The sequence below is a fragment of the Achromobacter deleyi genome (assembly GCF_013116765.2).
Lineage (GTDB): Bacteria > Pseudomonadota > Gammaproteobacteria > Burkholderiales > Burkholderiaceae_B > Achromobacter > Achromobacter deleyi_A.
The window spans coordinates 1,313,026-1,325,220 of sequence record NZ_CP074375.1 but is presented as its reverse complement, the minus strand read 5'-3'; the positions used below and the strand labels follow the sequence as shown (position 1 = coordinate 1,325,220).

The window sequence follows — 12,195 nt, the reverse complement described above, 5'->3', positions numbered from 1 at the left end:
GGCGCCTCCAGGGGACGGTGGCGACAGCCTGCCGCGGCCTGTCCAGACGGACAAGCCGCCGCGGGCTTGAGGCGTTTCAGCCCCGGCCCACGAAGGGCATGTTGGTCGCCATGATCGTCATGAACTGCACGTTCGCTTCCAGCGGCAGGCGCGCCATGGCGGCAACGGCTTGCGCCACATGCGCGACATCCATGCGCGGTTCCACCTTGGTGCTGCCATCGGCCTGCAGAATGCCGGCCGCCATGCGCTCGGTCATGTCCGTCGCCGCATTGCCGATGTCGATCTGGCCGCAGGCAATGTTGTAGGGACGGCAATCCAGCGAAATCGATTTGGTCAGCCCCGTCACCGCGTGCTTGGTGGCGGTATAGGCAATGGAGAACGGCCGCGGCGCGTGCGAGGAGATCGAACCGTTGTTGATGATGCGGCCGCCGCGCGGCGTTTGCGCCTTCATGACGCGGATGGCGGCCTGGGCGCACAAGAACATGCCGGTCAGGTTGGTATCGACCACATCACGCCAGACGGCGACGGGCAGCTCCTCGATCGGCACCGCCGGCGCACCGCGTCCGGCGTTGTTGAACAGCACGTCCAGGCGGCCATACTCGCGCTGGGCGGTGTCGAAGAGATCGCGCACGGCCTGCTCGTCGGACACGTCGGTGGGCACCACCAGCGCCCGCACCCCGTCTTCGCCCGCCGCCGTGCGGGTCGCTTCCAGAGGCTCGCGCCGGCGGCCGGCCAGTACGACCCGATAGCCCTGCGCCAGGAATTCCAAGGCCACTGCGCGGCCTATGCCGGTACCGGCGCCGGTCACCAGGGCAACGCGGGGCGGATCGATCTCGTTCGTATTCATCGGATTCTCCTTGTTCTCAATCCGCGAGATGCTACCCGAATCATTCTGGCGATGCTGCAAGCGAAGGTTCCAACCGAAACACAGTTTCAGGGCGGCACGTAAGCAGAAGAAAGCGCGATGCTCGGCATCAGGCACAACGCAGCGCAGTCCTGTCACAAGCTCTCATAATTTCAGAAAGCGCCCGCACAATCGCCTGGCGACGGCGGGTTTCCCCCTGCCGCCCCGCGCGATTTGCTATCCTTCGAGTCTCAGCATCACACGCCGGTCATATTCATTCATGCACGCCACCCCCGGAAACGTCTTCATGGTCGTCGCGCCCAGCGGCGCCGGCAAGTCCAGCCTCGTCAAGGCCCTGCTTGCCCAAGACCCCTCCATCCTGCTTTCCATTTCCTGCACCACCCGCGCGCCCCGCCCCGGCGAACAGGACGGCCGCGAGTACCGGTTCGTATCGGCTGAAGAGTTCAGGGTCATGCGCGACGCGCAGAATCTGCTGGAATGGGCGGAAGTGCATGGCAACTTCTATGGCACGCCGCGCGACCGCATCGACGAGGCCACCAGCCAGGGACGCGATGTCCTGCTGGAAATCGACTGGCAGGGCGCGCGCCAGGTGAAGCAGCGCTTCCCCCGCGCCATCGGCATTTTCGTGCTGCCGCCCTCCATCGAAGAACTCGAGAGCCGGCTGAAAGCGCGCGGCCAGGACGAGCCGCAAGTCATCGCGCGCCGGCTCATGGCCGCGGGCGGCGAAATCGCCCACGCGCCTGAATGCGAATATGTTATTATTAATCAAGAATTTAGCGTAGCCCTGTCGGAACTGACCCAAATCGTCAGCGCCGCACGGCTGCGCTTTTCGTCTCAGGCCGCCCGCCATGCCCAGTTGTTCGCACAACTCGGCATTCCGGCCGAACACTGAGCCGAACGCATTCTCCCTATCATCCATCAGCACCAGGTGTCCTAATGGCTCGCATTACCGTCGAAGACTGTCTGAATCAAATCCCCAACCGTTTCAAGCTCACGCTGGCCGCGACGTACCGTGCCCGTGAATTGGCGCAAGGCCATGCCCCGCGCCTGGACAGCAAAGACAAGCCCACGGTCACTGCACTGCGCGAAATCGCAGGCGGCCTAACCGGCGTGGAAATGCTGCGTAAAGTTCCCACCTGATACTCTCCGGGGGGCGGCAAGCATGGCTTTTCCCGGGCTGAAGTACGCTTCATCTGGTCTGCTTGCCGCACTACGTGCCGGCTCCCGCCTTGGGCGCCGCACGGGCAAGAAAGACAAGAATTCCCCCACGCCACCGTCGGTCGCCGCACAAGAGGCGGCTGACGCGACCGCATCTCCGGTCGCCTCGCTGGCGCCGCTGACCGAAATCATCGGCAGCTACCTCGACAAGAAAGACGTAGAGCGCGTGCGCGAAGCCTATCGCTTCGCGGACCAGGCGCACCTGGGCCAGTTCCGCGCCAGCGGCTCGCCCTACATCTCGCACCCTATCGCCGTCACGGAAATCTGCGCAGGCTGGAAACTCGACGTCAACGCGTTGTCCGCCGCCCTGCTCCACGACGTGATGGAAGACCAGGGCATCGCCAAGCACGAGCTTGCCGAGAAATTCGGCCCTGAAGTCGCCGAACTCGTCGACGGCCTGTCCAAGCTGGACCGCCTGGACTTCGCCACCAAGGCCGAACAGCAGGCCGAGAGCTTTCGCAAGATGCTGCTGGCGATGGCGCGCGACGTGCGCGTCATCCTCATCAAGCTGGCCGACCGCCTGCACAACATGCGCACGCTGGACGCGGTCAACCCCGAGAAGCGGCGGCGCATCGCCCGCGAAACGCTGGACATCTACGCACCCATCGCGCATCGGCTGGGCCTGAACCTGCTGTTCCGCGAACTGCAGGACCTGTGCTTTGCCGCGATGTACCCGAATCGCTACCAGGTGCTGTACAAGGCCGTGCTGGCCGCGCGCGGCAACCGCCGCGAAGTGATCACCAAGATCGCCGATTCGGTGCGGGCGTCCTTGCCCGCCGCCGGCATCGAGGCCGAGGTGAGCGGCCGCGAGAAAACGCTCTTCGGCATCTACCGCAAGATGGTCGACCAGAAGAAGTCGTTCTCCGACGTACTCGATATCTACGGTTTTCGCGTCGTGGTCCACACGCTGCCCGAATGCTATCTGGCCCTGGGCACGCTGCACCAGCTCTACCGGCCGGTGCCCGGCAAGTTCAAGGACTACATCGCCATTCCCAAGGTGAATGGCTACCAGTCCCTGCACACCACGCTGGTCGGCCCTTACGGCACCCCCGTGGAATTCCAGTTCCGCACGCGCGACATGCACCATGTAGCCGAGGAAGGCGTCGCCTCGCATTGGCTGTACAAGGGCGCGGACCTCACGCTCAACGACCTGCAAAAGCGCACGCACCAATGGCTGCAGTCGCTGCTGGACATCCAGAGCCAGACCGGGGACTCGGGCGAGTTCCTCGAGCACGTCAAGGTCGACCTGTTCCCCGACGCGGTATACGTGTTCACGCCCCGCGGCAAGATCATCTCGCTGCCTCGCGGCGCCACGCCGGTGGATTTCGCGTACGCCATCCACACCGACATCGGCAACCAGGCGGTCGCGGCCAAGGTCAACGGCGAATTCGTGCCTCTGCGCACCGAACTCAACAGCGGCGACACGGTCGAGATCGTGACCTCCCCCGCTTCCCGGCCCAACGCGCAGTGGCTCAATTATGTGCGCACCGGCCGCGCGCGCTCCGAGATCCGGCACTACCTGCGCACCGTCAAGTACGAAGAATCCGTGGCCTTCGGCGAACGCCTGCTGGGCCAGGCGCTGCAAGAGCTGCGCATGCCCCTGCCCGCCACCGACGACCCGGCCTGGCAGAAACTGGCGCGCAGCACCGGCGCCAGTTCGCGCGAGGAAATCCTGGCCGACATCGGGCTGGGCAAGCGCCTGGCCGCGGTTGTCGCGCGCCGCTTCGCTCCGGAACATCAGCTGGTGGCCACCACCGCCGCCGCGGTGGATGAGCTGACCTCGGCGCGCAGCGCTCCCATCCTGATCCAGGGCAATGAAGGCCAGGCGGTGCAGTTGGCGCCTTGCTGCGGGCCGCTGCCCGGCGACCCGATCGTGGCGGGCATGCGCATGGGCCATGGGCTGGTGGTGCACACCGCCGATTGCCCGGTCGCCCTGCGCCAGCGCCTGCGCGAACCCGAGCGCTGGATCAACGTCGGCTGGGACGCGCACACCGCCAAGCACCTGGCCACGCGCCTGGACATCGTCACGCGCAACGAGCGCGGCGTGCTGGGCCGGCTGGCGGCGGAAGTCACCGCCGCCGACGCCAACATCATGCATGTCACGATGCACGACGACGCGGTGGCCACTGTCTCCCTGCACCTCACCATCCAGGTCGACAGCCGCAAGCACCTGGCCCAGGTCATCCGCGCCATCCGGCATGTGCCGCAAGTGCAGAAGATCGTGCGCGTAAAGGGCTAGTCGGGTCATGACCCAAAAAAAGGCCGGCAGCATTGCCGGCCTTTTTCTTTCCCGCAGGTTCCGCAGGCAAAAAAGCCCGGATCAGGTCACGTGCTGCAGGAAGTCCTTCAGGCGCTGGCTGGGTGGATTGCTCAGCAATTCCGCCGGCGGGCCGTCATGCGCGATCTTGCCCGCGTCGATGAAGATCAGGCGGCTGCCGACCTTGCGCGCGAATTCCATTTCGTGCGTGACGACCACCATCGTCATGCCCTCTTCTGCCAGGTCTCGCATGACCTTGAGCACTTCATGGCGCAGCTCGGGATCCAGGGCCGAGGTTGGCTCATCGAACAGCATCAGCTTGGGCTTGATCGCCAGCGCGCGCGCAATCGCCACGCGTTGCTGCTGGCCGCCCGAGAGTTCCGCCGGATAGTGATACATCCGCTCGGCCAGGCCGACCTTGTTCAGCAGCGCCTCGGCCAGCTTGCGCGATTCGGCGCGGCCCTGGCCGCGCGTGTGCACGGGGCCGAACATGACATTCTCCAGCGCCGTCATCTGCGGGAACAGATTGAATTGCTGGAAGACCATGCCCGCTTCGCGCCGGATCTCGCGCACCTGCGCCGCGCCGCCCTTCACGCTCAGGCCGTCCACGAGCAGATCGCCGTCGTTGATGGTTTCCAGCACGTTGATGCAGCGTAGAAACGTGGACTTGCCGGAACCCGACGGCCCGACGACGACCACGACCTCGCCCGCGTCGATGTTCAGCGAAATGCCATTGAGCACCGTGGATTCGCCAAAGCGCTTGGTGACGTTTTGAAATTCGACCATGCTCATATTATGCGCATCCTTTTTTCCAACACGTGCAGGCCGAACGCCAGCAAGCCGGTCAGGATCAGGTAGATGATCGCGATCGCGGACCAGGTCTCCAGCGCGCGAAAGTTCGTCGCCATGATCTCCTGGCCCTGGCGGGTCAATTCAGCCACGCCGATCACAATGAAAAGCGAAGAGTCCTTCAGGCTGATGATGCATTGGTTGCCCAGCGGCGGGATCATGCGGCGAAACGCCACCGGCCCGATGATGTGCAGCAGGATCTTGTGAAATGGCAGGCCCATGGCCTGTCCGGCTTCTTTCAGGCCCTTGTGCACGGACAGCAGCGCGCCGCGCACGATTTCGGAAATGTATGCGCCCGAATTGATGATAAGCGTGACGATGGCCGCCCACTCCGCGTCCACCCGTATGTCCGCCAGCTGTGGCAAGGCAAAGTAGATGAACATCACCTGCACGACTATCGGCGTGCCGCGGATGATCGCGACGTAGACCTGCGCGATGCCCGACAGGATGGGGGGGCCATAGGCCCGCGTCACACCCGACAGCGCGCCCAGCAGAAACCCGCCGCACAAGCCCCAGAACGTGATCTTGATGGTCATGCGCGTGCCCTCGATCAGGTTGGGCAACGCTCCCCAGACGACACTCCAGTCAAAGTCCACGATTTTCCCCCTTTGGCGCCATCGCGCGCCGCATCATGGCAAGACCGTCCGGCGGTGGAAACGGCGCGGGGCCGCCCGCCAGGCCCCGGCGTTCCGGGCAATGGAACAACCGGCGCCCGCTACCGCAAGGCGGCCCCGAATGCAGAACAACTACGCAAAGCAAGGCACGAGCCTGTTCAAGGCTTCTTGCCGAACCACTTTTCGTAGATGGCGTCGTACTGGCCGTTGGACTTCAGGGTGGCCAGCGCCTTGTTCACCTGCGGCACCAGTTCGCTGCCCTTGGGGAAGGCAATGCCATAGAAGTCGCCGCTCTTGACCGAGCCCACCACTTTCACGCGGCCCTTGCCGGCCGTATTGGCGTAGTACTGGACGTTGGGCGTGTCATGCACGGCGGCATCCACGCGGCCGGTCGCCAGTTCGAGGTAGGCGTTGTCGATGTTGGGAAACAGCTTGAGCTTGGCATCCGGCACCTGCGCCCGCAGGAAGTCCACCGTGGCGGTGCCGGTCTTGACGGCGACGGTCTTGCCGGTCAGGGATTTCGCATCCTTGATGTCGGTGTTCTTTTCGCCGACCAGGATGGCCAGGCCGCTTTCGTAATAGGGATCGGAGAAGTCGACGACCTTCTTGCGGTCATCGCGGATCGTGATGCCGGCAAGCGCGGCGTCGATATTCTTGGTCTGCAAGCCCGGAATGATGCCTGCGAAATCCATCGGCTGGAGCTTGTACTTGAGGTTGAGTTCCTTGGCGATGGCTGCCCACAGATCCACGTCGAATCCCGTGTAGGTATTACCCTGCTTGAATTCGAACGGCACGAAAGCGGTATCGGTGGCCACCACCAATTCCCTGCCCTGGGCCTGGGCGCCCGACGCGGCGCCGAACATGGCCACTGACAGGCCGACCAGGGCGGCGGCGACTTTACGTTTGATCATGAAACTCTCCTCTTGGGGACCGTCGGCACCCCGGGGTTGTTGTAGGGGCATGATTCCTGGGCCGCGCCGGGCTTTCCAGCGCAGCTTACCGACGATCTTAACGCATCAGTCCCCACCCGGCTGGCCCCAGAAAAATTACAATCCGCATGACACCCGGAGGATTCCCATGGCTTACAAATACGTACGCATCGCCGGAAACCGGCGCCAGGTCGGCGCGGCGCTGGGCAAGCTGGCCCGCCCGATCATGGCGACCTATCTGGAGCAAAGCGGCACATGGGAAGCCCTGCGGCCATGGCGCGGGCACCCCTATGTGGACGAGCTGGCGCAGCAGGCGCAAGCCGCCCTGCCCCAGATCTGGGAAGAATTGGAAGGAATGGCCGAAGGCCTGCGCATGCCGCCCAAGGACGTGCTGCTATGGCATTGCCGCGGCGATCTGCTGCACAGCACCACGGACGGCTGCACCTCGGTCGCCCTGAAAGCCGCCGACGGATCGCGCTGGATCGGCCACAACGAAGATGGCGATCCCTATCTGTATGGACGCTGCTATCTGGTGGACGTCGCGCTGGAAGGCGCGCCCGGCTACCTGAGCTTCTACTACCCCGGATCCCTGCCAGGCCATACCTTCGGCGCCAATCGCGCGGGGCTGGTCCAGACCATCAACAACCTGCGCACCCGGCAACGGCATCCGGGCGTGCCGCGCATGTTCCTGTCGCGCGCGGTGCTGGACTGCCTCACCCTGGACGACGCCGTGGACCTGCTGCGCGACCTGCCGCATTCCGGCGGTTTCCATCACACGCTGGCCGCCGCCACCGACCCGCGCATACTCAGCGCCGAGGTCACGCCAGGCGCCGTCTCCATCCATGAGGTCGGGAGGCGCTACGGACACGCCAACCATATGGTTCATGTGGAAACGCGCGGACAGGCGCAGCTCATCACCGATTCGTCGCGTGCGCGGCAGAATCGCATCGAGGGTATTGTGGACGGATGGTCGGCCGAATCGGGCAGCGCGCACATGCTTGCCGCCCTGTTCGACACCGAGGGGAATCTCCCCATCCTGCGCACGTCCCGGGACGATCCCGACGACGAGAACACGCTGGCCACCGCCATCTTCGAGATACGCGATGGCGAGGTCGTCCTGCGCGTGCATGACCGCAAGGCGCGCGCGGACATCGCGCTGGACGTGATGTCCGATCCCGACTGAGCGGGACCGGACCTCCCGGCCTGCGGATCAGGCCGCGCCGTAGCCGCCGCCTCCCGGCGTTTCCACCACGAACACGTCGCCCGGATGGAGTTGCGCGCTGTCCTGCGGGCCCAGTTCCTCGATGGAACCGTCGGCTCGCTCGACCGTGTTGCGGCCCATCGCGCCGGGTTGCCCGCCCGCCAGGCCGAACGGCGCATAGCGACGGTTGTTCGACAGGATGGCCGCGGTCATGTCTTCCAGGAAGCGGACGCGGCGCACGCCGCCCTCGCCGCCCGGATACCTGCCCGCGCCCCCCGAGCCCTTGCGGATCTCGTAGGATTCCAGCCGAACCGGGAAACGGAACTCCAGGACTTCAGGGTCCGTGAGGCGCGAGTTGGTCATGTGCGCCTGCACCACCGACGTGCCGGCAAAGCCCTCGTCATGCGGGCCTGCCGCGTCGATGCGCACCGGACCCGCGCCCGTGCCGCCCGAGATGGTCTCGTAGTACTGATGGCGCGCGTTGCCGAACGTGAAGTTGTTCATCGTGCCCTGGCTGGCTGCCAGCACGCCCAGCGCGCCATACAGCGCGTTGACGATGCACATGGACGTTTCGACGTTGCCCGCCACCACGGAGGCCGGTGAATTCGGACGCAGCATCGAGCCTTCCGGCACGATGATGGACAGCGGCACCAGGCAACCGTCGTTCAGCGGGATGTCGTCATTGACCATCGTGCGGAACACATACAGCACCGCCGCCACGGCGATCGCGCCGGGAGCGTTGAAGTTGTTGTCCAGCTGCGGCGACGTGCCGGTGAAATCGACCACGGCGCTGCGCGCCGCGGTATCGACCCGCACCGCCACCCGGATGACCGCGCCATTGTCCAGCGGGTACTCGTAGCTGCCGTCCTTGAGCACCGAGATCACGCGGCGCACCGCCTCTTCGGCGTTGTCCTGCACGTGTCCCATGTAGGCGCGCACGACGTCCAAGCCGAAGTGGTCGCACATGCGCAACAGCTCCTGCACGCCCTTTTCGTTGGCGGCGATCTGCGCATGCATGTCCGCGATGTTCTGGTCCGGATTGCGCGCGGGCCAGCGGCCGGAGCCCAGGATGTCGCGCGCGGCCTGTTCCCGGAATTCGCCGTTCTTGACCAGCTGGAAGTTGGTGAACAGCACGCCTTCATCTTCGACCGTCTTGGAGTCGGGCGGCATAGACCCCGGCGTGGTCCCGCCTATATCCGCATGATGACCGCGCGAACCCACGTAGAACAGGATTTCGCGGCCGGCATGGTCGAACACCGGCGTGATGACCGTCACATCGGGCAAGTGCGTGCCGCCGTGGTACGGATCGTTCACGACGTAGGCATCGCCCGGCATCATGCGCCCGGCATTGGCGTTCATGACGGTGCGCACCGATTCGCCCATCGAGCCCAGGTGCACGGGCATATGGGGCGCGTTGGCGATCAGGCGCGCCTGCGCGTCGAAAATGGCGCAGGAAAAGTCCAGGCGTTCCTTGATGTTGACCGAGTACGCCGTGTTCTGCAGGCGATAGCCCATTTGCTCGGCGATCGACATGAAGAGGTTGTTGAACACCTCCAGCATGACCGGGTCGGCCTGGGTGCCCACCTTGCGGCGTTCGGCGCGGGCCTCGACCCGGCGGATCACGAAGTGGTCCTGCGCCGTGAGCTCGGCCTGCCAGCCGGGTTCCACGACGGTGGTCTGGTTCGGCTCGGAAATGATGGCGGGCCCCGCCACCACGTCGCCGCCGGCCATGTCTTCGCGCATATACAAAGGCGTATCGCGCCAGGCGCCCGCGCTGTACATGCCGACCATCCGGCGCGGCGCCAGCGCGCCCTCGCGGATACGCGAGGTGGACGCCTCGCTGACACGCTCGCCGCCGCCCGTCGCTTCGACCGAAATGGTCTCCACCACGAGTTCGCGATTGGGCATCAGGAACGAATAGCGCTGGCGGTAGGCGGCCTCGAAGTCGCCACGCGCCTGGTCCAGGTCCGAATAGGCCACTTCCAGCGCCGTGTCGGTGCCGCGATACTTCAAATGCAGGCGGCGCTGCACACTGATGTCGTCTTCGGCCACGTGCTGGCGGCGCAACTCGCCAACCGCCTGCTCAGCCAGCACGTCGAGCTCGTTCTTCAACTCGCCCATCAGTCCGGCATCCAGCACTTTCTCGACCGTCTTCTGGCGCATGTCGGTCTGGTCGGCCAGGCCCATGCCATAGGCCGACAGCACGCCGCCCAGCGGATGGGCGAAGACGGTTGTCATGCCCAGTGCATCGGCCACCAGGCACGCGTGCTGGCCGCCCGCGCCGCCGAACACGGTCAGCGCGTATTCCGTCACGTCGTGGCCGCGCTGCACCGAGATGCGCTTGATGGCTTCGGCCATGTTGCCCACGGCGATTTCAAGAAAGCCCTCGGCCAATTGCTCCGGTGACATCTCGCGCCCCGTGGCGGCGCGCACTTCGCCGGCCATGGCGGTAAAGCGTTCGGCCACGGCCTCGCGGTCCAGCGCCTCGTTCGCCTCGGGTCCGAAGACCTTGGGGAAGAAATCCGGCTGAATCTTGCCCAGCAGGACATTGCAGTCCGTCACGGCTAGCGGGCCGCCCCGGCGATAGCACGCCGGGCCGGGGTTGGCGCCGGCCGAATCCGGGCCGACGCGCAGGCGCGCGCCGTCGAAATGCAGGATGGAGCCACCGCCGGCGGCGACGGTGTGGATGCTCATCATGGGCGCGCGCATGCGCACTCCCGCCACCTGGGTTTCGAACTCGCGCTCGAACTCGCCCGCGTAGTGCGACACGTCGGTGGACGTGCCGCCCATGTCAAAGCCGATGACCTTGGGGAAACCCGCGATTTCGCTGGTGCGGACCATGCCGACGATGCCGCCCGCCGGACCCGAGAGGATCGCGTCCTTGCCGCGGAAGCGGTGCGCGTCGGTCAGGCCGCCGCTGGATTGCATGAACATCAGGCGGATGCCCGGGAGTTCGCCGGCGACCTGGTCCACGTAGCGCTTCAGGATAGGCGAAAGGTAGGCGTCCACCACCGTCGTGTCGCCGCGCGACACGAACTTGATCAGCGGACTGACCTCGTGCGAAACCGATATCTGCGTGAAGCCGGTTTCCCGGGCAATCCGGGCGGCGATCTGCTCGTGCGCGGTGGCATGCCAGGCGTGCATGAAGACGATGGCGACCGCGCGAATGCCAGCGTCATAGGCGGCTTGCATGCCCTGGCGCAGGCTGGCTTCGTCCAGTTCGCGAATGACCTCGCCGTTGGCCGCCACGCGCTCATCCGCCTCGACGACGGATTCATACAGCATTTCGGGCAGCAACACGTTGCGGTCGAACAGCCGCGGACGGTTCTGGTAGGCAATGCGCAAGGCATCGCGGAAACCGCGAGTCGTGACCAGCAAGGTGCGCTCGCCCTTGCGCTCCAGCAAAGCGTTGGTGGCGACCGTGGTGCCCATCTTCACGCATTCGACCTGGTCCGCCGGCACGGGCTGGCCGGGCGCGATGCCCAGCAGCTTGCGGATGCCGGCGACCGCCGCGTCGCGATACTGCTCGGGGTTTTCCGACAGCACCTTTGCCGTGGTGGTGGTGCCATCGGGGCGCCGCGCCACGATGTCGGTGAAGGTGCCCCCACGATCAATCCAGAATTGCCACTTCTTCATACGTGTCCTCGAAAACAAGAGGCCGCCGCGGCGCGTTCGGCCGTGGTCGGGTTGCGGATACCGGGGCGTGCCCCGCGTGTTTGGTCAGAGAGAGGTTGCGGCCCGGGCCGCCTGGTCGTACAGGCCCGACAGCGCGCGCAGCGTGTGCGCCAGCTGCCGGCTGAAATCCAGCCCGCCCCCGCCCGGCGCGTCCAGGCCGGCGGTCAGGCATTGCTCCCGGATTTCTCCGTAGCGCTTGAGGATCGCCGCGCCTTCGGGCGTCACGCTGTAGAAGACTTCCTTGCTGCTGCGCTCGCCCCGCACCACGCCCAGTCTGTCGAGCTTCTTGAGCGCGTAGTTGACGATATGGGTGTCTTCGACATTCAACGTGAAGCAGATGTCGGCGAGCTTCTTGGGCCGCTGGCGGTGATAGACATGATGAAAGACCATCACATCGGTGGGCGTCAGGTCGGGCAGGCCCGCCGCCGCCATGCACCGCACGGTCCAGCGGTCAAAAGCGTGGCTGGCGATCATCAGGCCGAACTCCACCTCGGAAAGATCGGGTGCGCTGCCGCCGGCCAGGTGGGCCGACGACGCAATCAAAGCGGATGTCATAAAGGGCGCGGGCCAAGTTTATCTGAATGAAA

General features: G+C 65.4%; 10 protein-coding genes. 4 read left to right on the top strand and 6 right to left on the bottom strand.

The window, feature by feature from the left end; translation table 11 throughout:
- Positions 1 to 76: 76 nt before the first annotated feature.
- Positions 77 to 847, bottom strand: coding sequence for an SDR family oxidoreductase (locus HLG70_RS06090; protein WP_171663466.1), 771 nt, complete (start codon positions 845 to 847; stop codon positions 77 to 79).
- Between the two features lie 277 nt (positions 848 to 1,124).
- Between HLG70_RS06090 and gmk the strand changes: the two genes are divergently transcribed.
- Genes gmk through HLG70_RS06075 form a run of 3 tightly spaced genes read left to right on the top strand, consistent with a single transcriptional unit; the run spans position 1,125 to position 4,322 of the window.
- Positions 1,125 to 1,757 carry a guanylate kinase gene (gene gmk / locus HLG70_RS06085; protein WP_171663467.1) on the top strand — a complete coding sequence of 211 codons (633 nt, stop codon included), beginning with the start codon at positions 1,125 to 1,127 and terminating at the stop codon, positions 1,755 to 1,757.
- Between the two features lie 44 nt (positions 1,758 to 1,801).
- Positions 1,802 to 2,005, top strand: coding sequence for a DNA-directed RNA polymerase subunit omega (rpoZ, locus tag HLG70_RS06080; protein WP_006219679.1), 204 nt, complete (start codon positions 1,802 to 1,804; stop codon positions 2,003 to 2,005).
- A 22-nt stretch (positions 2,006 to 2,027) separates the two neighbouring features.
- Positions 2,028 to 4,322, top strand: a complete 2,295-nt coding sequence (locus HLG70_RS06075) for a RelA/SpoT family protein (RefSeq protein ID WP_171663468.1) — start codon at positions 2,028 to 2,030, stop codon at positions 4,320 to 4,322.
- A gap of 81 nt (positions 4,323 to 4,403) precedes the next feature.
- On the opposite strand, the gene glnQ is transcribed toward HLG70_RS06075, so the two are convergent.
- From glnQ to glnH, 3 genes are all read right to left on the bottom strand, one after another.
- On the bottom strand, positions 4,404 to 5,132 hold the full coding sequence (gene glnQ / locus HLG70_RS06070) for a glutamine ABC transporter ATP-binding protein GlnQ (RefSeq protein ID WP_234103419.1): 729 nt from the start codon (positions 5,130 to 5,132) through the stop codon (positions 4,404 to 4,406).
- Positions 5,129 to 5,785: a glutamine ABC transporter permease GlnP gene (gene glnP, locus HLG70_RS06065; protein WP_171663470.1), complete on the bottom strand. Its 657-nt coding sequence runs from the start codon at positions 5,783 to 5,785 to the stop codon at positions 5,129 to 5,131. Before glnP ends, glnQ begins: the two co-directional genes overlap by 4 nt.
- A 176-nt stretch (positions 5,786 to 5,961) precedes the next feature.
- Positions 5,962 to 6,714 (bottom strand): glutamine ABC transporter substrate-binding protein GlnH, encoded by a 753-nt coding sequence (glnH, locus tag HLG70_RS06060; protein WP_171663471.1) that lies wholly within the window; start codon positions 6,712 to 6,714, stop codon positions 5,962 to 5,964.
- A gap of 166 nt (positions 6,715 to 6,880) precedes the next feature.
- Between glnH and HLG70_RS06055 the strand changes: the two genes are divergently transcribed.
- On the top strand, positions 6,881 to 7,915 hold the full coding sequence (locus HLG70_RS06055) for a C45 family autoproteolytic acyltransferase/hydolase (protein ID WP_171663472.1): 1,035 nt from the start codon (positions 6,881 to 6,883) through the stop codon (positions 7,913 to 7,915).
- Between the two features lie 27 nt (positions 7,916 to 7,942).
- Here HLG70_RS06055 and HLG70_RS06050 read toward each other — a convergent pair whose 3' ends face one another.
- A complete protein-coding gene (locus HLG70_RS06050; RefSeq protein ID WP_171663473.1) occupies positions 7,943 to 11,569 on the bottom strand; it encodes a hydantoinase B/oxoprolinase family protein in 3,627 nt (1,208 codons plus the stop codon).
- An 84-nt stretch (positions 11,570 to 11,653) separates the two neighbouring features.
- Positions 11,654 to 12,163: a winged helix DNA-binding protein gene (locus HLG70_RS06045; RefSeq protein WP_171663474.1), complete on the bottom strand. Its 510-nt coding sequence runs from the start codon at positions 12,161 to 12,163 to the stop codon at positions 11,654 to 11,656.
- Positions 12,164 to 12,195: the final 32 nt, after the last annotated feature.

Excerpts from the sequence above, each read along its gene's own strand:
- HLG70_RS06055 (WP_171663472.1), top strand. The coding sequence starts at position 6,881 with ATGGCTTACAAATACGTACGCATCGCCGGAAACCGGCGCCAGGTCGGC.
- gmk (WP_171663467.1), top strand. The coding sequence starts at position 1,125 with ATGCACGCCACCCCCGGAAACGTCTTCATGGTCGTCGCGCCCAGCGGC.
- HLG70_RS06045 (WP_171663474.1), bottom strand. The coding sequence starts at position 12,163 with ATGACATCCGCTTTGATTGCGTCGTCGGCCCACCTGGCCGGCGGCAGC.
- HLG70_RS06050 (WP_171663473.1), bottom strand. The coding sequence starts at position 11,569 with ATGAAGAAGTGGCAATTCTGGATTGATCGTGGGGGCACCTTCACCGAC.
- glnH (WP_171663471.1), bottom strand. The coding sequence starts at position 6,714 with ATGATCAAACGTAAAGTCGCCGCCGCCCTGGTCGGCCTGTCAGTGGCC.
- HLG70_RS06075 (WP_171663468.1), top strand. The coding sequence starts at position 2,028 with ATGGCTTTTCCCGGGCTGAAGTACGCTTCATCTGGTCTGCTTGCCGCA.
- rpoZ (WP_006219679.1), top strand. The coding sequence starts at position 1,802 with ATGGCTCGCATTACCGTCGAAGACTGTCTGAATCAAATCCCCAACCGT.
- glnQ (WP_234103419.1), bottom strand. The coding sequence starts at position 5,132 with ATGAGCATGGTCGAATTTCAAAACGTCACCAAGCGCTTTGGCGAATCC.
- HLG70_RS06090 (WP_171663466.1), bottom strand. The coding sequence starts at position 847 with ATGAATACGAACGAGATCGATCCGCCCCGCGTTGCCCTGGTGACCGGC.